General features: G+C 66.6%; 26 protein-coding genes. 9 read left to right on the top strand and 17 right to left on the bottom strand.

The window, feature by feature from the left end:
* Positions 1 to 70 precede the first annotated feature (70 nt).
* Positions 71 to 2,377: a DNA translocase FtsK 4TM domain-containing protein gene (locus ACO05N_RS04655; RefSeq protein WP_422056017.1), complete on the top strand. Its 2,307-nt coding sequence runs from the start codon at positions 71 to 73 to the stop codon at positions 2,375 to 2,377.
* A 58-nt stretch (positions 2,378 to 2,435) separates the two neighbouring features.
* Here the strand turns inward: ACO05N_RS04655 and ACO05N_RS04650 are convergent, their stop codons facing one another.
* Positions 2,436 to 3,326 carry a LysR substrate-binding domain-containing protein gene (locus tag ACO05N_RS04650; protein ID WP_422056016.1) on the bottom strand — a complete coding sequence of 297 codons (891 nt, stop codon included), beginning with the start codon at positions 3,324 to 3,326 and terminating at the stop codon, positions 2,436 to 2,438.
* Positions 3,327 to 3,655: 329 nt separating this feature from the next.
* Here ACO05N_RS04650 and ACO05N_RS04645 point away from each other — a divergent pair, with 329 nt between their 5' ends.
* Positions 3,656 to 5,950: a CDC48 family AAA ATPase gene (locus ACO05N_RS04645; protein WP_422056015.1), complete on the top strand. Its 2,295-nt coding sequence runs from the start codon at positions 3,656 to 3,658 to the stop codon at positions 5,948 to 5,950.
* Here ACO05N_RS04645 and ACO05N_RS04640 read toward each other — a convergent pair.
* Both ACO05N_RS04640 and ACO05N_RS04635 read right to left on the bottom strand, forming a co-directional pair.
* On the bottom strand, positions 5,901 to 7,217 hold the full coding sequence (locus tag ACO05N_RS04640; RefSeq protein ID WP_422056013.1) for an MFS transporter: 1,317 nt from the start codon (positions 7,215 to 7,217) through the stop codon (positions 5,901 to 5,903). The genes ACO05N_RS04645 and ACO05N_RS04640 overlap by 50 nt on opposite strands.
* Positions 7,214 to 7,549, bottom strand: a complete 336-nt coding sequence (locus ACO05N_RS04635; RefSeq protein ID WP_422056012.1) for an antibiotic biosynthesis monooxygenase family protein — start codon at positions 7,547 to 7,549, stop codon at positions 7,214 to 7,216. The genes ACO05N_RS04640 and ACO05N_RS04635 overlap by 4 nt, the downstream gene beginning before the upstream one ends.
* 131 nt (positions 7,550 to 7,680) lie before the next feature.
* On the opposite strand from ACO05N_RS04635, the gene ACO05N_RS04630 reads away from it, so the two are divergent.
* Genes ACO05N_RS04630 through ACO05N_RS04620 form a run of 3 tightly spaced genes read left to right on the top strand, consistent with a single transcriptional unit; the run spans position 7,681 to position 10,901 of the window.
* Positions 7,681 to 8,304, top strand: a complete 624-nt coding sequence (locus ACO05N_RS04630) for a class I SAM-dependent methyltransferase (RefSeq protein ID WP_422056011.1) — start codon at positions 7,681 to 7,683, stop codon at positions 8,302 to 8,304.
* A 31-nt stretch (positions 8,305 to 8,335) separates the two neighbouring features.
* Positions 8,336 to 8,746: a peptide-methionine (R)-S-oxide reductase MsrB gene (msrB, locus tag ACO05N_RS04625; protein ID WP_422056010.1), complete on the top strand. Its 411-nt coding sequence runs from the start codon at positions 8,336 to 8,338 to the stop codon at positions 8,744 to 8,746.
* Positions 8,747 to 8,795: 49 nt separating this feature from the next.
* The gene (locus ACO05N_RS04620) at positions 8,796 to 10,901 is read left to right on the top strand and encodes a transglycosylase domain-containing protein (RefSeq protein WP_422056009.1); all 2,106 of its coding nucleotides are present in this window, start codon (positions 8,796 to 8,798) and stop codon (positions 10,899 to 10,901) included.
* On the opposite strand, the gene ACO05N_RS04615 is transcribed toward ACO05N_RS04620, so the two are convergent.
* From ACO05N_RS04615 to ACO05N_RS04605, 3 genes are read right to left on the bottom strand one after another with little or no spacing between them, the layout of a single operon-like run.
* The gene (locus tag ACO05N_RS04615) at positions 10,877 to 11,551 is read right to left on the bottom strand and encodes a M48 family metallopeptidase (protein ID WP_422056008.1); all 675 of its coding nucleotides are present in this window, start codon (positions 11,549 to 11,551) and stop codon (positions 10,877 to 10,879) included. The two genes, ACO05N_RS04620 and ACO05N_RS04615, sit on opposite strands and share 25 nt — an antisense overlap.
* Positions 11,548 to 11,976, bottom strand: a complete 429-nt coding sequence (locus ACO05N_RS04610; RefSeq protein WP_422058704.1) for a YcgN family cysteine cluster protein — start codon at positions 11,974 to 11,976, stop codon at positions 11,548 to 11,550. Before ACO05N_RS04610 ends, ACO05N_RS04615 begins: the two co-directional genes overlap by 4 nt.
* Positions 11,973 to 12,566, bottom strand: a complete 594-nt coding sequence (locus tag ACO05N_RS04605; protein WP_422056007.1) for an SCO family protein — start codon at positions 12,564 to 12,566, stop codon at positions 11,973 to 11,975. The genes ACO05N_RS04610 and ACO05N_RS04605 overlap by 4 nt, the downstream gene beginning before the upstream one ends.
* Positions 12,567 to 12,640: 74 nt before the next feature.
* On the opposite strand from ACO05N_RS04605, the gene ACO05N_RS04600 reads away from it, so the two are divergent.
* Positions 12,641 to 13,237: an ankyrin repeat domain-containing protein gene (locus ACO05N_RS04600; protein ID WP_422056006.1), complete on the top strand. Its 597-nt coding sequence runs from the start codon at positions 12,641 to 12,643 to the stop codon at positions 13,235 to 13,237.
* Here ACO05N_RS04600 and ACO05N_RS04595 read toward each other — a convergent pair.
* The 11 genes from ACO05N_RS04595 to ACO05N_RS04545 all read right to left on the bottom strand — a co-directional run bounded on the left by ACO05N_RS04595 (position 13,234) and on the right by ACO05N_RS04545 (position 20,039).
* Positions 13,234 to 13,752 (bottom strand): MmcB family DNA repair protein, encoded by a 519-nt coding sequence (locus tag ACO05N_RS04595; RefSeq protein WP_422056005.1) that lies wholly within the window; start codon positions 13,750 to 13,752, stop codon positions 13,234 to 13,236. The genes ACO05N_RS04600 and ACO05N_RS04595 overlap by 4 nt on opposite strands.
* A 51-nt stretch (positions 13,753 to 13,803) precedes the next feature.
* Entirely contained in the window at positions 13,804 to 14,439 is a 636-nt protein-coding gene (locus tag ACO05N_RS04590) for a cell wall hydrolase (protein ID WP_422056004.1), read from the bottom strand.
* Between the two features lie 163 nt (positions 14,440 to 14,602).
* The gene (locus ACO05N_RS04585; RefSeq protein ID WP_422056003.1) at positions 14,603 to 14,944 is read right to left on the bottom strand and encodes a DUF1491 family protein; all 342 of its coding nucleotides are present in this window, start codon (positions 14,942 to 14,944) and stop codon (positions 14,603 to 14,605) included.
* On the bottom strand, positions 14,941 to 15,444 hold the full coding sequence (locus tag ACO05N_RS04580; RefSeq protein WP_422056002.1) for a PaaI family thioesterase: 504 nt from the start codon (positions 15,442 to 15,444) through the stop codon (positions 14,941 to 14,943). The genes ACO05N_RS04585 and ACO05N_RS04580 overlap by 4 nt, the downstream gene beginning before the upstream one ends.
* Positions 15,401 to 15,871 (bottom strand): PTS sugar transporter subunit IIA, encoded by a 471-nt coding sequence (locus tag ACO05N_RS04575; RefSeq protein ID WP_422056001.1) that lies wholly within the window; start codon positions 15,869 to 15,871, stop codon positions 15,401 to 15,403. Before ACO05N_RS04575 ends, ACO05N_RS04580 begins: the two co-directional genes overlap by 44 nt.
* A gap of 9 nt (positions 15,872 to 15,880) precedes the next feature.
* A complete protein-coding gene (hpf, locus tag ACO05N_RS04570) occupies positions 15,881 to 16,456 on the bottom strand; it encodes a ribosome hibernation-promoting factor, HPF/YfiA family (RefSeq protein WP_422056000.1) in 576 nt (191 codons plus the stop codon).
* Positions 16,457 to 16,504: 48 nt separating this feature from the next.
* Positions 16,505 to 17,197 carry a DNA polymerase III subunit epsilon gene (gene dnaQ / locus ACO05N_RS04565; protein WP_422055999.1) on the bottom strand — a complete coding sequence of 231 codons (693 nt, stop codon included), beginning with the start codon at positions 17,195 to 17,197 and terminating at the stop codon, positions 16,505 to 16,507.
* Between the two features lie 7 nt (positions 17,198 to 17,204).
* Positions 17,205 to 17,801: a dephospho-CoA kinase gene (gene coaE / locus ACO05N_RS04560; protein ID WP_422055998.1), complete on the bottom strand. Its 597-nt coding sequence runs from the start codon at positions 17,799 to 17,801 to the stop codon at positions 17,205 to 17,207.
* Positions 17,798 to 18,622: a shikimate dehydrogenase family protein gene (locus ACO05N_RS04555; protein WP_422055997.1), complete on the bottom strand. Its 825-nt coding sequence runs from the start codon at positions 18,620 to 18,622 to the stop codon at positions 17,798 to 17,800. The genes coaE and ACO05N_RS04555 overlap by 4 nt, the downstream gene beginning before the upstream one ends.
* The gene (locus ACO05N_RS04550; RefSeq protein WP_422055996.1) at positions 18,619 to 19,206 is read right to left on the bottom strand and encodes a Maf family protein; all 588 of its coding nucleotides are present in this window, start codon (positions 19,204 to 19,206) and stop codon (positions 18,619 to 18,621) included. The genes ACO05N_RS04555 and ACO05N_RS04550 overlap by 4 nt, the downstream gene beginning before the upstream one ends.
* Positions 19,203 to 20,039, bottom strand: a complete 837-nt coding sequence (locus tag ACO05N_RS04545; RefSeq protein WP_422055995.1) for a pyruvate, water dikinase regulatory protein — start codon at positions 20,037 to 20,039, stop codon at positions 19,203 to 19,205. The genes ACO05N_RS04550 and ACO05N_RS04545 overlap by 4 nt, the downstream gene beginning before the upstream one ends.
* Positions 20,040 to 20,360: 321 nt before the next feature.
* Here ACO05N_RS04545 and hemE point away from each other — a divergent pair, with 321 nt between their 5' ends.
* From hemE to rho, 3 genes are all read left to right on the top strand, one after another.
* Positions 20,361 to 21,389: a uroporphyrinogen decarboxylase gene (hemE, locus tag ACO05N_RS04540; protein WP_422055994.1), complete on the top strand. Its 1,029-nt coding sequence runs from the start codon at positions 20,361 to 20,363 to the stop codon at positions 21,387 to 21,389.
* Entirely contained in the window at positions 21,386 to 21,841 is a 456-nt protein-coding gene (locus tag ACO05N_RS04535; RefSeq protein ID WP_422055993.1) for a CopD family protein, read from the top strand. The genes hemE and ACO05N_RS04535 overlap by 4 nt, the downstream gene beginning before the upstream one ends.
* Before the next feature lie 472 nt (positions 21,842 to 22,313).
* The gene (rho, locus tag ACO05N_RS04530) at positions 22,314 to 23,570 is read left to right on the top strand and encodes a transcription termination factor Rho (RefSeq protein ID WP_422055992.1); all 1,257 of its coding nucleotides are present in this window, start codon (positions 22,314 to 22,316) and stop codon (positions 23,568 to 23,570) included.
* Positions 23,571 to 23,590 lie beyond the last annotated feature (20 nt).

The raw sequence follows: 23,590 nt of genomic DNA, 5'->3' as shown, positions 1-23,590 counted from the left end.
GCTCGCTCGCCTTGACGCCAGAGTCCACAAGGGGGATGATTGGAACGATTATCGAACACGGGTGGGAATGATGGCGAGCCGGGCGCAGCCGATGCTGTGGCGTGACACGATGCGGGCAGGGGCACGACGGAGCGGGGCGCTGATCGGCGCGATCGCGCTGTTCGCGCTGACGCTCGCCGCCGTGCTCGCGATCGGGACCTATAATGGCGAGGATCCCTCGCTCAACACCGCCGCCGGCGGCCCCGCGCGCAACCTGCTGGGCGAACCGGGCGCGTGGCTTGCCGACCTGCTGCTCGCCATCGGCGGCCTGCCGATTGTGCTGCTCGCTCCGGTGGGGATCATCGTCGGCCTGCGGTTGTGGCGCGGTGAGAGGGCGGGGAACTGGAGGCGGATGCTGCTCGGCGCACTCGGCGGCGTTGCCCTGATGGGCGCGGCACTTGCCTCGATCTCCAGCAGCGCGGTGATGGAGCTGCCCGGCGGATGGGGCGGGCTGTCCGGCCTCGCGGTCGTCAGCGCGGTACGCGGGCTGCTGGGCCTTGGCGGTGACGCCACCATCACGCTTTGGGGCGTGCGCGCGGTCGGGCTGATCCTTGGCATCGGCGGCGTGATCCTGTGGGCGCGCAGCGTGCAGTTCGACTTCCGCCAGCATATCCGCCTGCCGCGCAAGCCGCAGCGTGAGGCGGTCGGCGCACTGCCGTTCGACACCGATGTCGACGATGCCGACGACGTCTTCACCCCCGCCGCCCCGCGTCCGCGCAAGCTGGCGCTGCCCGACGAACGCCCCGGCCCGGTCATCGCCGACCGCACCCCTGCCCCCGCTCCGCCCAAGGCCAAGCCGGTGCAGGCGACGCTCGACTTCAAGGGCACCTACCAGCTTCCCCCGCTCAAACTGCTCAAGGAACCGACGAAGAGCGGGACCGCGGCGATCGACAAGGCGGCGCTGGAACGCAACGCCCGCCTGCTGGAATCGGTGCTCGACGACTTCCATGTGAAGGGACAGATCGTCGAAGTCCGCCCCGGCCCGGTGGTGACGATGTACGAGCTGGAGCCCGCCAGCGGCATCAAGGCCAGCCGCGTCGTGCAGCTCGCCGACGATATCGCGCGCAACATGTCCGCCGTCTCCGCCCGCGTCGCGACGATTCCCGGCCGCAGCGTGATCGGCATCGAACTGCCCAATGTGAAGCGCGAAACCGTGTCGCTCCACGAACTGATCGGCAGCGAGACGTTCGAGGATCTGGGCGCGCAACTGCCGATCGTGCTGGGCAAGAATATCGCGGGCGATCCGGTCATCGCCGACCTCGCGCCCATGCCCCACCTGCTCGTCGCCGGCACCACCGGCTCGGGCAAGTCGGTCGGGCTCAACTGCATGATCCTGTCGCTGCTCTACCGCCTCACCCCGGACCAGTGCCGCATGATCATGATCGATCCCAAGATGCTGGAACTCAGCATGTACAAGGACATCCCCCACCTCCTCGCCGACGTTGTCACCGATCCGCCCAAGGCGGTGCGCGCGCTCAAATGGGCGGTCGAGCAGATGGAGGAACGCTATCGCATGATGGCGTCGGTCAATGTCCGCTCACTGGGCAGCTTCAACGACAAGGTGCGCCAGGCGCTGGCCAAGGGGCAAAAGCTCGGCCGCAAGGTCCAGGTCGGCTACGACCCGGAAACGCGCAAGCCGCTCTATGAAGAGGAAACGCTCGATCTCAATCCGCTGCCGCAGATCGTGATCATCGTCGACGAACTCGCCGACCTGATGATGACCGCGGGCAAGGAAGTCGAATTCCTGATCCAGCGCCTCGCACAAAAGGCGCGCGCCGCCGGCATCCACCTGATCATGGCGACTCAGCGCCCGTCGGTCGACGTCATCACCGGCGTGATCAAGGCGAATCTGCCCACGCGAATCAGCTTCCATGTGACGTCGAAGATCGATTCGCGCACGATCCTGGGTGAACAGGGCGCCGAACAGCTGCTGGGCAAGGGCGACATGCTCTATATGCCCGGCGGCAAGCAGATCGCCCGCGTCCACGGCCCATTCGTAAGCGATGAGGAAGTGATGGCGGTCGCCGATCACTGGCGCTCACAAGGCGCACCCGACTACATCTCCGCCGTCACCGAAGAGCCGGAGGGCGGCGAGTTCGCCCTCGACGGCGCCCCGACCGGCGAGGATTCGCCCGAGGAACAGCTCTACCGCCGCGCGGCACAGCTGGTTGCGGAAAGCCAGAAGGCGTCGACGTCATGGCTCCAGCGCCAGCTGCGCGTCGGCTACAACAGCGCCGCCCGCCTGATCGAGCGGATGGAGAAGGACGGCCTCGTCTCCCGCCCCGACCATGTCGGCCGGCGCGAGGTGCTGATGGATCAGGACGGGCGGCCGCTCTAGATCCGGGCCGGAACGGGCAAGCATCGCGCCGCTCAGCGGCCGCCGATCGCTTGCCCCCTCACCCCTCGATATCGAACAACCCGATCAGCCAGTCGTGGAACAGCTTCACCGGCCGCTGCTCCAGCGCGCGGGGGCGGCAGACGAACCAGTAGCTGTACGGGCTCTTCACGCTCGGCTCGCCGAACAGCGTCCCGATGCGCGGGTCGTCGGGGTCGATGCGGTGCGAATCGAGCATGAAGGCGATTCCCACCCCCTGCGCCGCCGCCTCCAGCAGCAGCGATCCCGAATCGAACAGGTCGATCGATACCGGCTCCAGGTCGGGCAGGCCCAGTGCCGAACGCCAGATCTCGAAACTATCGGCCATGTCGCGATGCGCCAGGATCGAATAGCCGGCCAGCTCCTCGGGTCGCCCGATCGCCTCCGGCCCATGCGCCAGTCGCCGCGCCGCCACCGGGCGGATGCGGTTGCGGTCGAGTCGCCGCCCGTACAGGGTGGGCTCGATATCGCGCGCCAGCACGATCGCCGCGTCCAGCCCGTCGCCCAGCCGCGACATGCCATGCCCGCCGGTATCGATGTCGAGGTGAAGCTGCGGATGCACCGCACGCAACGATGTGAGGTACGGCAACAACCGCTGGCTCGCGAACAGCGAAGGCGTCCCCAGCCGCAGCCGCAGCACCTCGGTCCCGCTGTTCATGCTCTCGATCGCGTCGCTCATCGTGTCGAGCGCGGGTGCGATCAGGCCGAGCAACCGCTCGCCCTCCGCATTCAGTTTCATCGCCTGATGCCGCCGCTCGAACAATTGTTTGCCGATGAATCGCTCGAGCGCCTGAACGCGACGGCTCAGCGCGGGCGAGGACAGCGCCAGTTCCTCCGACGCGGCCTTGACCGATCCCAGCCGTGCGACCTGGACGAACGCCTCGATGGCGGTGAGGGGCGGCAGCCTGCGCATCTTATATTTCTGTGGTGCAGCGTAGCATATTGCAACTCATTCCCCTGGATGCCCGGCGGATGACACCTTTGTCATCGGCAGTAATCCGCGAATGTTACAGATTGCAGAATCTGCAATCGCAACGAACGCTCTTCGCACTTGCACAAAAACTCGCCGCACTGCACATAGGACGTGCCTTTCAGGCATCCTCTCCTAAACCTTTCAAAGGGCTGGTCTTCGGACCGGCCCATTTTTTTGCCCGAATCGCCTGTGGAACGACCCACAACCTAGGCGAGATGGAACCGGCTGCCTATCTGCGCGTCACCCCCCGACGGGCGAAAGGAGAGCCGATGGCCGATACCGAATCAGACACGCGCAAGCTGCAGGTCGCCAATTCACGACCCGAGGACAGCGGTCGCGGCCTCGCGCATCTGCCGCGCGCGATGATGGACGCGCTCGGCCTGCAACAGGGCGACGTGGTCGAGATCATCGGCAAGCGCACCACCCCCGCGCGCGCCGTCTACCCCTATCCCGAGGATGAAGGGCTGGAGCTGCTGCGCATCGACGGGCTTCAGCGCGCCAACGCCGGCGTCGGTTCGGGCGATTTCATCGAGGTGCGCAAGGCCGAGTCGCGCCCAGCGACTCGCGTGGTCTTCGCCCCCGCGCGCCGCGACCTGCGCCTCGAGGGTTCCGGCGACGCGCTGCGCCGCACCTTTCTCGGTCGCCCGCTCTGCCAGGGGGACACGATTTCCACCGTTGGGCAGCAGCGCGTGTCGGACATGCCGCCCAATGTGCTCCAGCACCTGCGCGCGCCCGCTTATGCGCTGCAGGAGATTCGCCTGACCGTCGTCTCGGCCGTCCCGCGCGGCATCGTCCATATCGACGCCGAGACCGAGATCGAGCTGCGCAACGAGTTCGAGGAAGCCCGCGAACTGCGCCGCGCTGACGTAACCTATGACGATATCGGCGGCATGGCCGCGACGATCGACCAGCTGCGTGAGATGGTCGAACTGCCGCTGCGCTACCCCGAACTGTTCCAGCGTCTGGGCGTCGATCCGCCCAAGGGCGTGCTGCTCCATGGGCCGCCCGGCACCGGCAAGACGCGGCTTGCCCGCGCCGTCGCCAACGAATCCGACGCGCAATTCTTCCTGATCAATGGTCCCGAGATCATGGGATCGGCCTATGGCGAATCGGAAAAGCGGCTGCGCGACGTGTTCGAGGAAGCCTCGAAGAACGCCCCGTCGATCGTGTTCATCGACGAGATCGATTCGATCGCGCCCAAGCGCGGCCAGGTGTCGGGCGAGGCCGAAAAGCGCCTCGTCGCCCAGCTGCTGACGCTGATGGACGGGCTGGAGGCCCGCGCCAACATCGTCGTCATCGCCGCGACCAACCGGCCCGAGGCGATCGACGAAGCGCTGCGCCGACCCGGCCGCTTCGACCGCGAGATCATCGTCGGCGTCCCCGACGAGCGTGGTCGCCGCGAGATCCTCGGCATCCACACGCGCGGCATGCCGATCGAGGAACGCGTCGATCTCGACGAGCTGGCCCGCACCACCTTCGGCTTTGTCGGGGCCGACATCGCGGCGCTCGCCCGCGAAGCGGCGATCGAGGCGGTGCGCCGCATCATGCCGCGCCTCAACCTCAGCGAAAAGACTGTGCCCTCGGACGTCCTCGAAACCCTCGCCGTCACGCGCGAGGATTTTGTCGAGGCGCTGAAGCGCGTCCAGCCGAGCGCGATGCGCGAGGTGATGGTGCAAAAGCCGAACATCAAATGGGAGGATGTCGGCGGCCTCGACGATGCGCAGATGCGCCTCAAGGAAGGCGTCGAGCTGCCGATGCGCGATCCCGACGCGTTCCGCCGCCTCGGCATCCGCCCGGCCAAGGGCTTCCTGCTCTACGGGCCGCCCGGCACCGGTAAGACGTTGCTCGCAAAGGCGGTGGCACGCGAAGCGGAGGCGAATTTCATCGCCACCAAGTCGAGTGACCTCCTGTCCAAATGGTATGGCGAGAGCGAGCAGCAGATCGCCCGGCTATTCGCCCGCGCCCGCCAGGTCGCGCCCTGCGTCATCTTCATCGATGAGCTCGACAGCCTCGTCCCCGCACGCGGGTCGGGGATGGGCGAGCCACAGGTGACCGAGCGGGTGGTCAACACCATCCTCGCCGAGATGGACGGGCTGGAGGAGCTGCAGTCGGTTGTCGTGATCGGCGCGACCAACCGCCCGAACCTGATCGACCCGGCGCTGATGCGTCCGGGGCGGCTTGACGAGCTGATCTATGTCGGCGTGCCCGATGCGGCGGGTCGCGAACGGATCCTCAAGATCCAGACGCAGAAGATGCCGCTCGCCGACGATGTCGACCTTGCGTCGATCGCGGCGCGGGCGGAGCGCTTTACCGGCGCGGATCTGGAGGATGTAGCCCGGCGCGCTGGCCTTGCCGCGCTGCGCGAACGTCCGCCCGCGACCCAGGTGACGATGGCGCATTTCGAAACGGCGCTCGCCGATTCGCGCGCCACCGTGACGTCGGAAATGGAGCGGGAATATGAGCAGATCGTCGCGAAGATGAAGCAGGACGCGGTCGCGCTGAACCCGATCGGCTTTATCGCTCCGGGGATGCTTCAGGGGCGGACTCGCTCGTCCGAAGACTGAACCAGCCATAGACGACCAGCACTGCCAGGGCGGCGGCCGCGACCAGATAGGGGAGCGGCCGCCATCCACCATAGAGTGCGACGCCGATCGACGGACCAAGGATGAACGCCGCGCCGTTGATCGACGTGACCTTCCCCGCCACCGACCCCTGCGCCCCCTGCGGCACCGCCAGCGACGATCCCGCCGTGAAACCGGGGCGCGAGAAGCCGAAGCCCATCGTTGTCAGCGCATAGGCCGTCGCAATGCCGTACAGCGAGGTCGCCGTCCCGGTCGCCAGGCACCCGACCGCGCTCAAACTCAATCCGATCAGCATCAACTGGCGCGGGTTGAGGCCCAGCAGCGGGATGATCCCCCATTGCACCAGCAGCGCCGACCCCGCCCCCATCATCAGCACCAGCCCCGTCGCCTCGATCGCCTCCAGCGGCGCGACGCCCAGCCGGTCGATGATCAGAAACCCGATCACCTGCCCCGCCATGGCCTGCGCATGGCCCAGGACGAGGCCGCAGATCATCCACGCGCGCACCCGCGGGTCGAGGAAGCCGATCGGTTCGATCTTCGCCGCGGTCGCCGCGGTAACGCTCGCCCCGCTCGCCTGCCCACCGATCGACGGATAGCTCGACGCCGCGCCATGGCTGATGCTCTCATCGACGTCGCGCGGCAGCAGCCGGGCGACCGCGAACAGCATCGCCAGCGCGACGATGCTGAAGATCAGCGCCGGCCCGGCAAGACCGATTGTCGGCCCGCCGCGCCACAGGTCGCCCAGGACCAGATAGGGCGCGATCGCCGGACCCAGGATCGTGCCAAGGCCGAAGGCGGAGCCGAGCAGGGTCAGCGCCTTGGTCCGCTGGTCCCGGCTGGTGCGCGATGCGACGATTGCCTGGATCGCGGGCGGCGCCGCCGATCCGAAGCCACCATACAGCATCCGCGCCGCGACGAAGAAGGCAAAGGCGGTCACCGGCGCGATCCAGCCATTGATCCCGGCGGCAAGAAACAGGCCGCAGAAGAACAGGGACGCGGTCAGCCCCACCTGCCCCAGCAGCACCATCTTGCGCCGCCCATAGCGATCCGACCGGTTGGCCCAGAACGGCGCGACCAATGTCCACAGCAAAGCCGATACCGAAAATGCCGCCGCCACCGCGCTGTCGGGCACGCCGAGCGAGCGGCCGAGCGCAGGCAGCACCGATTGCAGCGCGGTATTTCCGGCCGCAATCACGAACATCACGGAGAACAGGATGGCAAAGGTGCGATCGACCCGGGGCGATGTCATGCGCGGCTCCAGCGATAGCCGCGCTCGACCCGGGTCACCTCCAGCGTGTACCAGTCATACCAGCGCGCCCGACCCAGGTCGCGAATCCGCGCATGTTCGGGATGGTCGCGCCACGCGATCGCGCTGGCGTCGTCGGTCCAATAGCTGATGGTGATGCCCAGGCCCTGGGCATCGCGGACGCTGTCGACGCCGGCATAGCCCGGCTGCGTCGCCGCCAACTCCGCCATCGCGTCGGCAGCGGCACCATAGTCCGCTGCATCCTCGCCGGTCCGCTGCGAGACGAAGATCACGGCGATCTGCCCGCTGCGCGGGCCTGTGCGCGGATTATCCATGGGTTTCAGGATGAAACGTTTCCCGCCCTGGCGCAACCGCTGCGGCAGGATCGACGTTAATGCGCCACGTCGATGATGACAGGACGGTGGCAACTGTCCTACAGATGCGCGACACCGATTGAGGATGATTGATGACCGGTTCGACCACGATCGCCCGCGCGAAGCGCAAGGCTTCGCGCCCGCTGTCGCCGCAGGCTCTGTTTCTCCAGGGGTTTTTCAAGCATCCGGTGATGGTCGGATCGATCATCCCCTCCTCGGGGAAGCTGATCCGCAAGATGCTTGGCCCGGTCGACTGGGACAATTGCAAGGTGTTCGTGGAATATGGGCCGGGCGTCGGCACCTTCTGCCGCGCGATCCTCGACCGGCTCGGCCCCGATGCGAAATATATCGCGATCGACACCAATGCCGACTTCGTCGCCTATTTGCGCCGGACCATCGTCGATCCCCGCTTCTCGGCGATTCATGGCTCGGCCGCCGACGTGAACACGATCGTCGCCGATCATGGCGCGGACCATGCCGATTACGTTCTGTCGGGCCTGCCCTTTTCGACCCTGCCGCCTGGCGTGGGGGAAGAGATCGCGGCGGCCACGCATCGGGCGCTGCGCCCCGGCGGCCAGTTCCTGGTCTATCAGTTCAATCCCAATGTCCGCAATTTCCTCACCCCCCATTTTCCGCGCATCGACCATGCGATGGAATGGTGGAACGTCCCCCCGGCGCAATTGTGGTGGGCGTGGAAGGACGCGCCCGCGGATTGACGGAAGGCGTCGCGCACCACACATCTGCGTCATGGATCAGCTAAACCTGTCAGAGTCGGAGTGGCGTCAGCGTCTCACTCCGCAACAATATCATGTGCTCCGCGAAGCCGGGACCGAGCGCGCTTTTTCTGGCGCGTTGTCGGATAACAAGGCGGACGGCATCTATCGCTGCGCGGGGTGCCATCTGGAGCTGTTCGACAGCGACGACAAATATGATTCGGGCTCGGGCTGGCCCAGCTTCACCCGCCCGGTCGCGCCCGACCATATCAGCGAGCATCGCGACACCAGCCATGGCATGACGCGCATCGAGGTACGCTGCGCCCGCTGCGACGGCCATCAGGGCCATGTTTTCCCCGACGGCCCGCCGCCGACGGGTCTGCGCTATTGCATCAATTCGGTGGCGCTGGAATTTCGGCCCCGAGCGGCATCGCGCGACGCATGATTTGCTTGTGACAGCTGCGGTTCACCCGTAAATCGTCACACAGCGTCCCATGGCCACCCGTAAACCAATGCTCTCGCCCAAGGCGCGTCGCATCCTCCTGTGGGTGGGGGGCGGCATTGCGCTGACGGGGCTCGCCGCGTTCATCGCGCTGCTCATCGCGGTCTACACCGCCAAGTCGTCGCTGCCGAGCTATGAGGAGCTGAAATCCTCGCCCAATGGCCAGATGATCCGCGTCCATGCCGCCGACGGCACGGTGATCGTGTCGCTCGGGCCGAGCTACGGCGAGTGGATCGAATATGACAAGATCCCGGAATCGATGCGCGACGCGATGGTCGCGATCGAGGATCGCCGCTTCCGCTCGCACTGGGGCGTCGATCCCGTCGCGCTCGCCCGCATCACCAAATTCGCGATCGACAATCGCGGCACCGGCCGCCGGCTTCAGGGCGCATCGACGATCACGCAACAGGTCGCTCGCACCATCTTCCTGTCGAACAAGTACGATGTCGGCCGCAAATTCCGCGAGATGATCCTGGCGCTCGCGCTGGAGCGAAAGTTCACCAAGGACCAGATCCTCGAGCTGTACCTGAACAAGGTGTATTTCGGCGGCGGCGCCTATGGCATCGACGCCGCATCGCGCACCTTTTTCGGTCACCCCGCGACCAACCTGACGCTATCCGAAGCGGCGGTGATCGCAGGGCTGGTCAAGGCGCCGTCGCGCTACTCGCCCACCGCCGATGCCCAGGCCGCGATCGGCCGTGCCAGCGTCGTGCTCGACGTGATGGTCGAAACCGGGGCGCTGACCGCGGCGCAGGCCGCCGCCGCCAGCCCGGCAGAGGTCAAGCTCGCCGCCGCGCCCAAGCAGAACAGCGTGCGCTATTTCACCGACTGGGCGCTGCCCCAGCTCGAAGTGCTGATCGACGAAACCGTCGCCCCGCTCGACGTGTGGACCACGATCGACCTCAAGATGCAGAATGCCGCGACCCAGGCGATTCAGGCGAATACCCCCAAGGGGGCGCAGGGCGCACTGGTCAGCCTCGACCGCGACGGCGCGGTGCGCGCGATGGTCGGCGGGCGCGATTATGTGTCGTCGATCTACAACCGCGCGTCCCAGGCGACGCGCCAGCCGGGTTCGGCGTTCAAGCTGTTCGTCTATCTCGCCGCGCTCGAGGCAGGCCACAAGGTCGAGGATCGCGTGGTGGACGAGCCGGTGACGATCAACGGCTGGAGCCCGCGCAACAATAGCGGCCGGTTCAGCGGCGAGATGACGCTGCGCTCGGCCTTTGCCTATTCGATCAACACCGTCGCGGCGAAGCTGGGGCAGGAAACCGGATTCGGGACCGTTGCCGACATGGCACGGCGCTTTGGCGTCACGACGCCGATCAATACCCAGCCGGCGATGGTGCTCGGCACCTCCAACGTCCGCCTGATCGACATGACCCGCGCCTTCGCCTCGGTCGGGCAAAAGGGCGTGGCGGTCACCCCCTATGCCATCACCCGCGTCACCGCGAACGGCGCAGTGATCTATCAGCATGAAGTCGATACCTCGCGCGTGCTGGTCGCCCCCTATGTCGCCGCGCAGATGACCGACCTGCTCCAGACGGCGGTCAACACCGGCACCGGCCGCGCCGCCCAGATCGGCCGCCCGGTCGCGGGCAAGACCGGCACGACCACGTCGAACAAGGATGGCTGGTTCCTCGGCTTTTCCTCCGGCCTCACCACCGGCGTCTGGATGGGTCGCGACGATGCCAAGCGGGTCGGCGGCTTGCAGGGCGGCACCGCGCCGGCTCGCGCCTTCGCCAATTTTATGCGCGTCGCGGTCGCCAATCGTCCGGTCGAGGAATTCGACACCCAGGTCACCCTGCCCGAATGGCAGCTCGAACCCGATCAGGAAGCCTGGGGTGAGGCCGACAACGGCGTGTTCGTCGATCAGGACGGCAATCCGGTCGCGCGCGACGAGGAGCCGATCGAGGGCGAGCCCGCGCCCGGCGATGAAGGCGCGATCAGCCAGGACTGGCTTGACCGCATGACCGGACGCGACGCCCCGCGCGACCCGCAACCGGCCCCGCGCCGCGACCCCGCCGACCGCCCCCCGCAGCAGCAAGCGCCGCAGCGTGAGCCGCTACGCGCCCCTCAGGACGACCGTCCGAACGAGTGAAGCCGCATCGCGTTGGCGCGCAGCCATGCGCGTTCCGGCTTCGGATCGCGGCCATACAGGCTGCGGACCAGCGCATGGAATGCCGGGCTGTGGTTCATATGCGTGCGATGCGCCACTTCATGCGCCACCGTCGCCCGCCGCACCGCTGGCGGGGCGAGGATCAGCCGCCAGTTATAGCGGATCACGCCCGATGACGCACAGCTGCCCCAGCGCCCCTTGGGATCGCCGATCGCGACCTTGCTGACCTTGACCCCCGACAGCGCGGCATATTCCGCCGTCTCGGCACTCAGCGTCTCCAGCGCCCGCTTGCGCAGCCACAGCTCGATCCGCCGCTCGAACCCCTCGCGCGGCCCGCCCGCGATGATCTGGCCATCGTCGATCAGCGGCGTGCGCGGAAAGCCGCTGTCCCAGCCAAGGCCCACTTCTTCGCCCAGATACAGGATCGTCGCGCCCGGCTCGAACGGCGTCGGCGCCGCGCGATTGGCCAGCGCTCGCGCGATCCACTCCTGCTGTCCCTCGGCCCAGCGCAGCGCGGGTCCGGCGGGCGCGCGCGGCGGAATGGTCAGCCGGACCGCTCCGGTCGCCTGATCGACCGACAGGCGCATCGTCCGGGCGCGCGGATGGCGCACGACCTGGATCTCATGGCTCACAGGATACGGTCGACCATATGATGTTCGAGGTCGCCAGCGACATCCTCCGAAATCGTCCAGCCACGGGTCGATTCACCCGCCTCATGCACGCTCTCACGGCTCCCGCTGATCAGATAATGCCACTCGGGCAGCGGCTCCCCGGCGGCACGCAGCCGATAGGCACAGGTCATCGGCAGCCACGGGATGTCGTCGACATTGCCGGCATTCAGCCGCACGCATTCGGCGACATAGGCGTGACGGTGGCGGTAATCGCTGCACCGCCCCTGATCGCGGTCGAGCAAGCGGCACGCGACGTTGGTGGCATAGAGGTCGCCGGTATCGGCATCCTCGATCTTGTGCAGACAGCATTTGCCGCACCCGTCGCACAGCGCCTCCCACTGCGCGCGGTCGAGCCGGGCGAGCGGCATTTCCCAGAAGCGGGTCAGCCGATCCACCGCGTGATTTCCGCGACGATCGCGTCGGGGCTCTGTTCCTGCGGCAACAGCGCGATCGGTTCGCCATTGGGGCCCATCAGATATGCCTGGCGCCCATGATCCATCAGATATCCGGTCGGCGTCTCGCGCTTGGCATAGGGGACGCGATAGACCTTGGCCGCGGCATCGACCTGCGCCGCGCTGCCGGTCAGGCCGACCATGCGCGGGTGGAATGCTGCGGTGAATTCCTTGACCACGGCGGGCGTGTCGCGCGCGGGATCGATCGACACGAAGACGGGAACGATCTTTGCCGCCAGCTCGGGGTTCTGCTGGTCCAGCCGCTTCATCGCACCACCGATATTCTGCACATCGACCGGGCAGACATCGGGGCAGAAGGTATAGCCGAAATACATGATCCGGTATTTGCCGGCGAAATCCTTCTCGGTGACGGTCTTGCCGTCACCATTGACCAGCGTGAACGGTCCGCCGATCGACGCACCCGCCAAGGGCGCATCGGCCAGCGACTTGGGCTGCGGGGCACCGCCGCCACAGGCGGCGAGAGTCAAAAGGGCGGGGAGGGCGAGAAAAGCGATCCTGTTCATGACAAGGCGACCCATGATCTGATAGGGGCTGTTAGGCAAGGCTTGCAGTTGTTCAGGGGTATGTTCCGACCATGTTGACCGTTCCGTCCCGGCTCGTACTCGCGGCGGCGCTGCTGAGCGTCGCGCTTCCGGCCGGCGCCCAGCGCTTTTCCGACAGCTACCAGTTCCTGAAGGCGGTCCGTGAGCAGGACGGCAACAAGGTCAACGAATATCTCAACGCCCCCGGCCAGACCATCGCCAACGCCAAGGACGATAATGGCGAGGCGGCGATCCACATCATCACCAAACGCCGCGACATGCCCTATCTGCGCTTCATCCTGGCGCGGGGCGGCAACGTCAATCTGCAGGACGGCGACGGCAACACCGCAATGATGCTGGCAGTCGCAGCAGGCTGGCCCGATGGCGTGCGCGAGCTGATCGCCAAGCGCGGCAACGTCAATCTGCAGAATAATGGCGGGGAAACCCCGCTGATGCGCGCGGTGCAGCGCCGTGACGGCGAGCTGGTCCAGCTGCTGCTCGCCAGTGGCGCGGACCCCGATCTGGTCGACCGGCTCGCGGGCATGAGCGCACGCGACTATGCCGCGCGCGACACCCGCTCGCCGGCGATCGCCGAAGCGCTCAAGACTGCGCCCAAGGTCCAGAAACGCGCCGTCGCCGGCCCGAGCTTCTAACCGCTCCACCCCAGCCCATCGGCATCGGGATCAGTCAGCGTGATCACCCGGCGCGCGGCGCGGCGGGCAAAGGCCAGCGTGCATTTGCGCCGGGTCGCGCTGGCCAGCGGCACGGTCCGCGCCTCGCGCAGGATCGCGGCGTCATAACGATCGGCGACGATCACGCCGGCACGCTCGGGCAGGAAATCGGGCCGCTCCAGCGGCGCCAGGTCGAACCCGGCCGGCACCGCCCAGAAATAACGGTCGCAATGCGCCAGATAATCGGTCCATTTGCCGTCGCCGATCAGGTCGGCGCGCGACACCTTGACCTCGACGATCACGATCTCGCCGCGCAGGTTGAGCGCCATCAGGTCGGCGCGGCGGCCATCGCCCAGCGGGACCTCCGCCATCGCCACGCAATCATGGCGCAGCAGCATCCGGCACACGCCGCGCGTAACATCGGCGGCGATCAGCGGGGCGCTCGCCGCGTCGGACTCGGCGGCAACGGAAAAGGCCGGGGAGGGTGTCGAAACCATCCCCGGCCTTTAGAACATTTGTCGAACGAACGAAAGCCCGTCCGCTGTGCTTCACCGATAGAAGATGTGGTTGCCGACGCTGCCGACCCGCGCCTTGCGCCAGCCCGGCTGGACATAGCGGGCGTGGAAGAACAGCGCGTCAGAGACGCGGCTGTCCCACGCATCGTCACGCGCGACCTGCGCCACGGCGAGCGCGGTCTTCCATGCACGCGCGCTGGCCGGCGGCTGCGGCAAGCGGCCGCCGCGTACGAACGAAAACTGCCCCCGCTGGGTCAGCACGCCGCACACCGATGTCGGGAAACGCCCCGACTTCGCACGGTTGAGGATCACCTCCGCGACCGCGAGCTGGCCCTCGAGCGGTTCGCCCTTCGATTCATAATAGACGCCGATCGCGAGGCAGTTGAGCTCGGCGTCTTCGGCGACCGCGTCCTGTGCGGCGACCGCTGCGGCCAGCGTCGCATAGGCGGCGGAGTCGGATTCGGAGTCCTGGGTGATGGCGGCATCGTCGGCGTCGAGCGCGGCAAGCGATTCGCCCATCGTGGGAACCTGTTCGGCTGCGGCTTCGTTAATTGCCTGAACCGGGGTCTTTTCGGCCTCTCCGGCGACGCCGGGGGCCGTTGCACCGATGCCTGCGGCAAAGGTGAGGGTCGTGGCGGCGACGATCGCAGCCCGGAACGAGAAGGTCATTCAACTTCGATACTGTGCGGTTGGTGCGCGACCGTGTCTCTCGAGGTGCATGATGCACGGACCGATCGGGCTTGCCCCCCGACTGCGTAACCACCGGCCTCTGACCCCGACGGCACAACGCGATTAAATCGTCGCGCGCCCCTGCCGACATTGTTGCGGTGCGTCAACCACCGATGATCGTTTCAGCGGCGAACCGTTCTGCCGCCGCGATATCCAGTTCGAGGACCCACAGGTCGGGGTCGCGGCTGCGGCGCCGTTGCCAGTAATCGCTCACCGCACCACCATCCGCGAACGCCGATGGCCCGCTGGGCAGCAGCGCCGACTGGCCGTCGGGTCCGATTCCACGCTCGAAGAACCGCGGATTTTCGCCGCGTTCGAGTGCCAGGATCAGGATTGCCCCCGCCTCGGCATGGCCCTTGGCCAGCACCATCGCGCTGCCCCCCGCGCCGTTGACGCGGCGGATCAGCGCGTTGACGATCAGCCCGCTGGCGAGCCGCGCGCTCACGGCACCGTGCGATAGCCGGGCAGTCCGGCCAGCGCGATGCGCGATTTCATGAAGGTGCCGGTCCCGCGCGCCGTCTCCTCGCCCGAGGCGTCGATCAACCGCGCCTCGGCGACGAACACCCGCCGCTGGCCGCTGACCCAGCGCCCCTCAGCGGTCACCGGCCCCGGCCCCAATGGCCGGGTGAACAGCAGGTTGAACGCGGTGGTCAGCAGGAACCGGTCGGTCACCAGGCTGTTCGCCGCATAAAAGGCGGCATCGTCGAGCATCTTGAAATAGCTTGTCCCATGCGCCGCGCCGCCGGCATGGAAATGGCGTTCGTCGATGGTGAAGTGGATCCGCGCCACCCCCGCCTGCGCAATCTCCAGCCGGGATTCGAACAGCTGGTTGATCGGCGCGGCGGCATAGAGCGCTTCGAGCGCGCGGTGATGTGCCGCCGCGCCGACCGCCGGGGTCGCGTCAGGCAGCGGCGTCACGCGCTTCGGTTCCCGCCAGCAGCGCATAGATGGCGTCCGCCGATCCCGCCCCGCGCAGCTTGGCGGTGAATCCGCGGTCGCGCAGCCGCCGCGATACCCGCGCCAGCGCCTTGAGATGGTCCGCACCCGCAGTCGCCGGCGAAAGCAGCATGAACACCAGGTCGACCGGACTGTCATCCACCGCCCCGAAGTCCACCGGCTTGTCGAGCCGCATCATCACCCCGCGCACCGCGTCCAGCCCCTCGATCCGGCCATGCGGGATCGCGATCCCGCCACCAAAGCCGGTCGTGCCGAGCTTCTCGCGCGCGGCCAGTTGCGCGGCGACGAGGGTCGCGTCGAGGCCATAGACCCGCGACGCGACATCGGCGAGCAGCGCGAAGAGCTTCTTCGTGCTGCCGACCGCTACGCCCGAGACGACCGTCTCGGGCGTCACCAGATCATGCAGGTCATGCATCGTGCTGGGTCAGGCCGCCCGGTTGGGTTCGACCCAGCCGATCGTGCCGTCGGTGCGGCGATAGACCATGTTGTAGGTGCCGGTGCCGGTATTCTTGAACAGCAGCGCGTTGGTGTTGCGCAGGTCCAGCATCATCACCGCGTCCGAAACGCTGGCGTCGGGCACGTCGACGCGGGTTTCCGCGATGATCGCGGGCGCGTCCGCGACCTCTTCCTCGTCCTCGATCTGGAACACGGTATAACCCGCGTCGAAATCGGCCATCATCGCCTGCTGCTGGCCGTTATTGCGGTCCTTCAGGCGGCGCATGTAGCGGCGCAGCTGCTTCTCGATCTTGTCGGCGGCGCCGTCGAACGCAAGATGCGCCTCGGACGGGGCCGAATGCGACCCCTTGAGCACCAGCCCCTGCATCACATGCGCAACGATGTCGCAGGTAAAACCATGGTCATGCGGACCCTTGCCGAACGTCACCTGCGCCGAAATGGCGCGGGCGAAATACTTCTCGGCGATACCCTGCAGCCGGTCGTCCACGTGCTGGCGCAGTGCTTCGCCCGTGTCTACCTGATGACCAGAAACGCGGATATCCATATCGTCCTCCTAAACTAGAGGAGCACCTAGGAATGGAGGGCGACAGCGTCAACCGGACGCCGCCGTTCCCCAGACAGGGTCCTCGAACCCGGCCATAAACGCCGAATGGCGCGCCAGTTCCTCTGCGCTCGGCGTAAAAATGCGCGCCGGGCGTATATTGCTCTTAGCCGAAGCGACGGTGATCCGGTCGGGCCCGGTAGATTCACCCACCGCCAGCCCCAGCGCGATCTGCCGCCCGCCGGTCAGTTCGATGAATACCTGCGCCAGCAGCTGCGCGTCGAGCAACGCCCCGTGCAGCTCGCGCGCCGACAGATCGACGCCATAGCGCACGCACAGCGCATCGAGCGTGTGCTTGGCGCCCGGATGCTTGGTCCGCGCGATCTGGAGCGTGTCGACGATGCGGTCGACCGGAAGCATCGCGCGCCCGCACGCGCCCAGCTCGCCATTCATGAAGCCGAAGTCGAACATCGCATTGTGCGCGATCAGGGGACTGTCGCCCAGAAACTCGATCAGCTCGTCGCAAACCTCGTGAAAGCGCGGCTTGTCGGCCAGGAACGCCTCCGACAGGCCGTGCACCGCGAACGCCTCGACCGGCATGTCGCGATCGGGGTTGAGGTAGCGGTGGAAATGCCGGCCGGTCGGCACGCGGTTGATCAGCTCGACGCAGCCGATCTCTACCAGCCGGTGCCCGGCGCTGTAGCTCAGGCCGGTTGTTTCGGTGTCGAACACGATTTCGCGCATGCCCTGCTTATCCGCCCCTTTGGTCCGTGAGGCAAGCGATGACCGCCGCAACTTCGGCGCGCGTCGCCTCTTTGGTGGTGCCGGTATCGATGACGAAATCCGCCCGCGCGCGCTTCTCGGCGTCCGGCATCTGCCGCGCCAGGATCGACTCGAATCGCTCGACCGTCATCCCCGGCCGGGCCAGCACGCGCGCTCGCTGCACCTCCGCCGGGGCGGATACCACGACGATCTTCTCCACCTGCCGCCACCCCCCGGCCTCGAACAGCAACGGCACGTCCAGCAGCACCAGCGGCTTGTCGGCATTGGCCTTCAGAAATGCGTTGCGGGCATGCGCGACGGCGGGATGGACGATCCCCTCCAGCCGCTTGAATGCCTCAGGATTGCCGAACACCGCCTCGCCCAGCAAAGTCCGGTCGACCCCCAGCTCGGTCGTCGTATCGGGAAACTCCGCCTCGATCTGCGCCACCAGCGCGCCGCCGGGCCCCTGCAGCCGGTGCACCTCGGCATCCGCATCGAACACCGGCACCCCCGCCTCGGCAAACATCGCCGCGACGGTGGACTTGCCCATGCCGATCGAACCGGTGAGGCCGAGGACGAGGCTCATTTCAGCAGCAGCGTCCGCAATTCCGCATCATGTTCGCGCGGCGCCGCCTTGCCAAAGAACAGCTCGAACGCCAGCGCCGCCTGCCCGATCAGCATCTCCAGCCCGTCGACCGTCTCCAGCCCGCGCGCCCGCGCCGCCGCCAGCAACCCGGTCTCCAGCGGCGCATAGACCGCGTCATAGACCAGCGCATCCTCGGGCAGGTTGGACAGGTCGAGGTCGAGTGGCGGATGCCCCACCATCCCCAGCGAACTGGCATTGACCAGCAGCGCCACCGGCGGGATCGGCGCATCGAGCGCCACCACATCACCCTTGAGGCCGAAGGTCGCGAGCAGCCCCATCGCCTTCAGCGGCGACCGGTTGAGGATCGTCACCGGACCGACCCCCGCCCGCGCCAGCGCGAACAGGATCGCCCGCGCCGCGCCGCCCGCGCCGACCACCGCGACCGGCGCGCCTTCCAGGTCGAACTCAGCGATGGGCGCATAGAATCCCGCGGCATCGGTATTGGTCCCGATCAGCGCCCCGTCCGCACCGCGAAACACCGTATTGATCGCACCGATGCTGTCGCGCACCCCGCCCGGATCGGGCACATGGTCGAGCGCCGCCACCTTGTGCGGCGCGGTGATGTTGCACCCGCGCCAGTCGGGATCATCGCGCCGCGATGCGAAGAACGCACCCAGCCCCTCTGGCGTCACCAGCGTCTTCTCATAGCGCGCGTCGATCCCGAGCTTGTCGATCCAAAAGCCATGGATCAGCGGCGACTTGGACTGTGCGATCGGGTCGCCGATCACTTCTGCATGAGGGGGGGCATGGGGAATGGTCATGACGTCAACTGGCCTCTGGTCCGCAGATAATCGAGGATGTTGAGCAACGGCATCCCCAGGATCGTATAGTGGCTGCCCTCGATCCGGCTGAACAGCTGCACCCCCGGCCCCTCGACCCGGTAGCAGCCGACACAGCCCGATATCGCCGGCCATTCCGCATCGAGATATTCGGCGATGAACGCGTCCGACAGCGGCCGCACCCATAACCGCGCACGGTCGACGTGCCGCCACACGGCGCGGCCATTCTCCGCAATCACCGCCGCGCTGTAGAGATCGTGGCGCTTGCCCGACAACAGCTTCAGATGGCGTTCGGCATCGGCGCGGTCGACCGGCTTGTCGAGCAGCGTCCCGTCCTCGATCGCCACGACCGAATCCCCGCCCAGCACCAATGTGCCCGGCACGCGCTGGCTGATCTTGATCGCCTTCATCTCGGCCAGCGCATCGGCCAAGTCGCGCGGCGCGACTTCTCCGAGCCCCGCCTTGACCGCATCCTCGTCGACATGCGCCGGCAATGCCTCATGCGCCACGCCGGCTGCATTCAGCATCGCCCGCCGCGACGCGCTGGTGGATGCCAGTACGATCATGCCATGGAATCCGGATGGCGCGCCGCTGCGGTCGCGCGTTCGTTGCACATGGTGATGATCGCCGCCGCCGTTTCCTCGATCGATCGCCGCGTCACGTCGATCACCGGCCAGCCATTGTCGGCAAACATGCGCCGGGCATAGGCGACCTCCTTCTGCACCGCTTCCTGCTCGACATAGCTGGTCTCGTCCTGCTGGTTGAGCGCGAGCAGCCGGTTTCGCCGCACCTGGATCAACCGCTCGGGGCTGGTGGTCAGCCCGACCACCATCGGGTTCTTGAGGCGGTAGAGCAGGTCGGGCGGCGGCGATTGCGGCACGATCGGGATATTGGCGACCTTGAGCCCGCGATTGGCCAGGTAGATCGACGTCGGCGTCTTCGACGTGCGCGACACCCCGGCCAGCACGATGTCGGCCTCCTCCCAATTCTCCCAATTGACGCCATCGTCATGCGCGATGGTGAACTGGATCGCATCGACCCGCGCGAAATAGGCGGCGTCGAGCATATGCTGCCGCCCTGGCCGCGCCTTCATCTCCTGCCCCAGCAGGTTGGAAAGGGCATGGTTGACCGGGTCGAGCGGCGCGACCGCGGGCAGGCCGATCGCGCGGCACCGCGTCTCCAGCTGGCGGCGGATCTCGGGGTTCACCAATGTGAAGATCACCAGCCCGGGGTTCTGCGCGATCTCCGCGAGGATCCGCTCGAGATGCGTTTCGCTGCGCACCATCGGCCAGAAATGGCGCAGCACCTCGACATCGTCGAACTGCGCGAGCGCCGCCTTCGCGATATTCTCCAGCGTCTCGCCGGTGGAATCGGAGAGCAGATGCAGGTGCAGTTTCACCTGAAAATCGCCTGTCTGGACAGTTCTGTGGAAAACATGGGGGAAATCGCTAGCGCAACGCGCCGGACCCGCCAAGCGGGGGACTCTGTCCACGCTCCGGGTCATTCGTCCACAACCGCGCCCACAGCGACGCGATCCGGTGCACAGCCTGTGGATAATGGGGATAACGGAATCGAATCGCGGCGGAATCCCGCGCCTGCGCGCCGTCAATCTGTTGGCAGAATGGGGACGAACGCCTAAGCCCCAGCTTCCACGCACCAACAAACAACTACATCCTTATTAGATTCTTCTTCTTATTTTTGTTGAGAGACGGACCGCCCTGTGACTCCGAAAAAACTGCTCCGAGTGCTGTCAGGGGAACGCGTCGATGCCCCGCCGATGTGGCTCATGCGTCAGGCCGGTCGCTACCTCCCCGAATATCGCGCACTCCGGGCGGAGAAGGGCGGGTTCCTCGAGCTGGTCAACGACAGCGACGCCGCGGCCGAGGTCACGCTCCAGCCGATCCGCCGCTTTGGCTTCGATGGCGCGATCCTGTTCTCCGACATTCTCGTCGTCCCCCACGCACTCGGCCAGGATCTGTGGTTCGAGGCGGGGGAGGGGCCGCGCCTGGCGCCCAAGCTCGTCGATACTGCGCTGGAAAGCCTCACAGCGGCCCCACAGCGGCTCGACCCGGTCTATGGCACCGTGACCCGCGTCGCCGCCGCCTTGCCGCCCGAGGTGACGTTTCTGGGCTTTGCAGGAAGTCCCTGGACCAACGCCACGTACATGGTCGCCGGACAGGGCAGCCGCGACCAGAGCGAGACGCGCCGCATGGCCTATGCCGACCCAGCGGCGTTTCAGGCGATCATCGACGCGATCGTCGCCATGACCATCGACTATCTGGGCAAGCAGATCGCAGCGGGGGTAGAGGCGGTGCAGCTGTTCGACAGCTGGGCCGGATCGCTTTCGCCGGCGCAGTTCGAACGCTGGGTCATCGCCCCCAACGCCGCGATCGTCGCTGGGCTGCGCGAACGCTGCCCCAACGCAAAGATCATCGGTTTCCCCAAGGGCGCGGGGGGCAAGCTCGCCGCCTATGCCCGCGAAACCGGGGTCGACGCGATCGGCCTCGACGAAACCGTCGATCCGGCCTGGGCGCATCGCGAACTCCCCGCCGGCATGCCGGTTCAGGGCAATCTCGACCCGCTCGCGCTGATCGCGGGCGGCGCCGAGCTTCAAGCCGCCGTCACCCGCGTGGTTGATGCCCTGCGCGACCGCCCCCATATCTTCAACCTGGGCCATGGCATTCAACAGGACACGCCGATCGCCCATGTCGAACAGCTGATCGGCATCGTCAGGGGGACAGCATCATGACCGGATTTCTGAGCTTCGCCTGGCTGTGGGTGAAGGCAGCCCATGTCATCTTCGTGATCTTCTGGATGGCGGGCCTGTTCATCCTGCCGCGCTATCTGGTCCATCATCAGGAATCGCTCGGCGATCCGGTCCAGGCCAAGGCATGGGCGGAGCGGGAGGCGAAGCTGCGCCGCGTGATCCTCACCCCGTCGCTGGTGATCGTCTGGGTGCTGGGTCTGGCGCTCGCGATCAATCTCGGCCTGTTCGAGGGCGGGTCGGGCCTGGGCTGGCTCCACGCCAAGCTGCTGCTGGTCGTGCTGCTGTCGGGCTATCATGGCTGGGCTGTCGCCTATGCCAGAAAGCTCGCGGTCGGGCAGGGGTCGCTGACTTCCAAAGAGCTGCGCATGGCCAATGAAATCCCCGCGATCTTCGTCGCGCTGATCGTGGTCCTCGCGGTGGTACGGCCCTTCTGACCGCTCCAACACGCTTGTAATGTTGGATTTTTCCTGTTCCGTTCGAAGCGCACCCTCGGGTGCCGCTCTTTGAACGATCGAACCCTGTCACGTGATGGCGCGAACCTATCGCCGTGCTGCCGCGCGGTGTTACGTGGCCGTAGCCAGGCCGCCGCTCGGTGTAGCGTCCATGGCGCGCGCATGGTGACTGGATGTCTTGCCGGCGTCGCGCCGGTGTCGCCTCGCGGTCGCCTCCCCGCCCGGAACCGGTCGCGAACCCGCCCGCTTCGCCGCAAACCCGTGTGTTTCTGTCAGTCTGTCAGTCTGACGTCAGCCTGACGGGTTGACTTGGCACAGGTCGAATCCTAATCCGCTTGGGTCGCGTCGTCGTTCTGGCGGCGGCCCGGCGACCCTCCCTTTTTCCTCAAGCCATCGCAATCCGCGCGTCCAAACGCCCGAAAACCTTGTAGCGATCGCCAGACGGACTTCTCCCATGCACTTGAAAGATTTGAAGAAAACTGCGCCCGCCGAGCTGGTGTCGATGGCCGAGGAACTCGGTGTCGAAAGCGCGTCGACGCTGCGCAAGCAGGACCTGATGTTCGCCATCCTCAAGGCCCAGGCCGAAAATGGCGAGCTGATCATGGGCGAGGGCACGATCGAGGTGCTCCAGGACGGCTTCGGCTTCCTGCGCAGCCCCCAGGCCAACTACCTTGCCGGCCCCGACGACATCTATGTCTCGCCCAACCAGGTCCGCAAATTTGGCCTGCGCACCGGCGATACCGTCGAAGGCGAGATCCGCGCGCCCAAGGATGGCGAGCGCTATTTCGCCCTGACCAAGCTGGTCAGCGTCAATTTCGACGATCCGGACGCCGTCCGTCACCGCGTCAACTTCGATAACCTGACCCCGCTCTACCCGGATCAGAAGCTCAAGCTCGATCCCGCCGATCCGACGCAGAAGGACAAGAGCGCGCGCGTCATCGATATCGTCTCGCCGCAGGGCAAGGGTCAGCGCACGCTGATCGTCGCGCCGCCGCGCGTCGGTAAGACGGTGATGCTCCAGAACATCGCCAAGGCGATCACCGACAACCACCCCGAGGTGTTCCTGCTCGTCCTGCTGATCGACGAGCGGCCCGAGGAAGTTACCGACATGCAGCGCAGCGTGAAGGGCGAGGTGGTCAGCTCGACCTTCGACGAACCCGCCACGCGCCACGTCCAGGTCGCCGAAATGGTGATCGAGAAGGCCAAGCGCCTGGTCGAGCACAAGAAGGATGTCGTCATCCTGCTCGACTCGATCACCCGCCTCGGCCGCGCCTACAACACCGTCGTCCCCAGCTCGGGCAAGGTGCTGACCGGCGGTGTCGACGCCAACGCGCTGCAGCGTCCGAAGCGCTTCTTCGGCGCCGCGCGCAACATCGAGGAAGGCGGGTCGCTCTCGATCATCGCCACCGCGCTGATCGACACCGGCAGCCGCATGGATGAAGTCATCTTCGAAGAGTTCAAGGGCACCGGTAACTCCGAAATCGTTCTCGACCGCAAGGTTGCGGACAAGCGCATCTTCCCGGCGCTCGACGTCGGCAAGAGCGGGACTCGCAAGGAAGAGCTGCTGCTCGACAAGGCGACCCTGTCGAAGATGTGGGTGCTCCGCCGCATCCTCATGCAGATGGGCACGACCGATGCGATGGAGTTCCTGCTCGACAAGATGAAGGATTCGAAGACCAACGAAGATTTCTTCGACAGCATGAACCAATAAACGGCCAGGGGGTTTAGCCG

Source organism: Sphingomonas sp. (assembly GCF_965227385.1).
Lineage (GTDB): Bacteria > Pseudomonadota > Alphaproteobacteria > Sphingomonadales > Sphingomonadaceae > Sphingomonas.
The sequence above is the reverse complement of the archived record's forward strand: the minus strand, read 5'-3'. Positions and strand labels throughout refer to the sequence as shown.

What these genes read in the sequence shown, in the direction of transcription:
- ACO05N_RS04550 (WP_422055996.1), bottom strand. Translation starts at nt 19,206, where the DNA reads ATGATCGTACTGGCATCCACCAGCGCGTCGCGGCGGGCGATGCTGAAT.
- ACO05N_RS04635 (WP_422056012.1), bottom strand. Translation starts at nt 7,549, where the DNA reads ATGGATAATCCGCGCACAGGCCCGCGCAGCGGGCAGATCGCCGTGATC.
- ACO05N_RS04620 (WP_422056009.1), top strand. Translation starts at nt 8,796, where the DNA reads ATGGCCACCCGTAAACCAATGCTCTCGCCCAAGGCGCGTCGCATCCTC.
- hpf (WP_422056000.1), bottom strand. Translation starts at nt 16,456, where the DNA reads ATGGATATCCGCGTTTCTGGTCATCAGGTAGACACGGGCGAAGCACTG.
- rho (WP_422055992.1), top strand. Translation starts at nt 22,314, where the DNA reads ATGCACTTGAAAGATTTGAAGAAAACTGCGCCCGCCGAGCTGGTGTCG.
- msrB (WP_422056010.1), top strand. Translation starts at nt 8,336, where the DNA reads ATGGATCAGCTAAACCTGTCAGAGTCGGAGTGGCGTCAGCGTCTCACT.
- ACO05N_RS04605 (WP_422056007.1), bottom strand. Translation starts at nt 12,566, where the DNA reads ATGAACAGGATCGCTTTTCTCGCCCTCCCCGCCCTTTTGACTCTCGCC.
- ACO05N_RS04590 (WP_422056004.1), bottom strand. Translation starts at nt 14,439, where the DNA reads ATGACCTTCTCGTTCCGGGCTGCGATCGTCGCCGCCACGACCCTCACC.
- ACO05N_RS04645 (WP_422056015.1), top strand. Translation starts at nt 3,656, where the DNA reads ATGGCCGATACCGAATCAGACACGCGCAAGCTGCAGGTCGCCAATTCA.
- dnaQ (WP_422055999.1), bottom strand. Translation starts at nt 17,197, where the DNA reads ATGCGCGAAATCGTGTTCGACACCGAAACAACCGGCCTGAGCTACAGC.
- ACO05N_RS04630 (WP_422056011.1), top strand. Translation starts at nt 7,681, where the DNA reads ATGACCGGTTCGACCACGATCGCCCGCGCGAAGCGCAAGGCTTCGCGC.
- ACO05N_RS04650 (WP_422056016.1), bottom strand. Translation starts at nt 3,326, where the DNA reads ATGCGCAGGCTGCCGCCCCTCACCGCCATCGAGGCGTTCGTCCAGGTC.
- ACO05N_RS04555 (WP_422055997.1), bottom strand. Translation starts at nt 18,622, where the DNA reads ATGACCATTCCCCATGCCCCCCCTCATGCAGAAGTGATCGGCGACCCG.
- ACO05N_RS04640 (WP_422056013.1), bottom strand. Translation starts at nt 7,217, where the DNA reads ATGACATCGCCCCGGGTCGATCGCACCTTTGCCATCCTGTTCTCCGTG.
- ACO05N_RS04580 (WP_422056002.1), bottom strand. Translation starts at nt 15,444, where the DNA reads ATGCGCTGCTGGCGGGAACCGAAGCGCGTGACGCCGCTGCCTGACGCG.
- coaE (WP_422055998.1), bottom strand. Translation starts at nt 17,801, where the DNA reads ATGAGCCTCGTCCTCGGCCTCACCGGTTCGATCGGCATGGGCAAGTCC.
- ACO05N_RS04655 (WP_422056017.1), top strand. Translation starts at nt 71, where the DNA reads ATGGCGAGCCGGGCGCAGCCGATGCTGTGGCGTGACACGATGCGGGCA.
- ACO05N_RS04535 (WP_422055993.1), top strand. Translation starts at nt 21,386, where the DNA reads ATGACCGGATTTCTGAGCTTCGCCTGGCTGTGGGTGAAGGCAGCCCAT.
- ACO05N_RS04575 (WP_422056001.1), bottom strand. Translation starts at nt 15,871, where the DNA reads ATGCATGACCTGCATGATCTGGTGACGCCCGAGACGGTCGTCTCGGGC.
- ACO05N_RS04595 (WP_422056005.1), bottom strand. Translation starts at nt 13,752, where the DNA reads ATGGTTTCGACACCCTCCCCGGCCTTTTCCGTTGCCGCCGAGTCCGAC.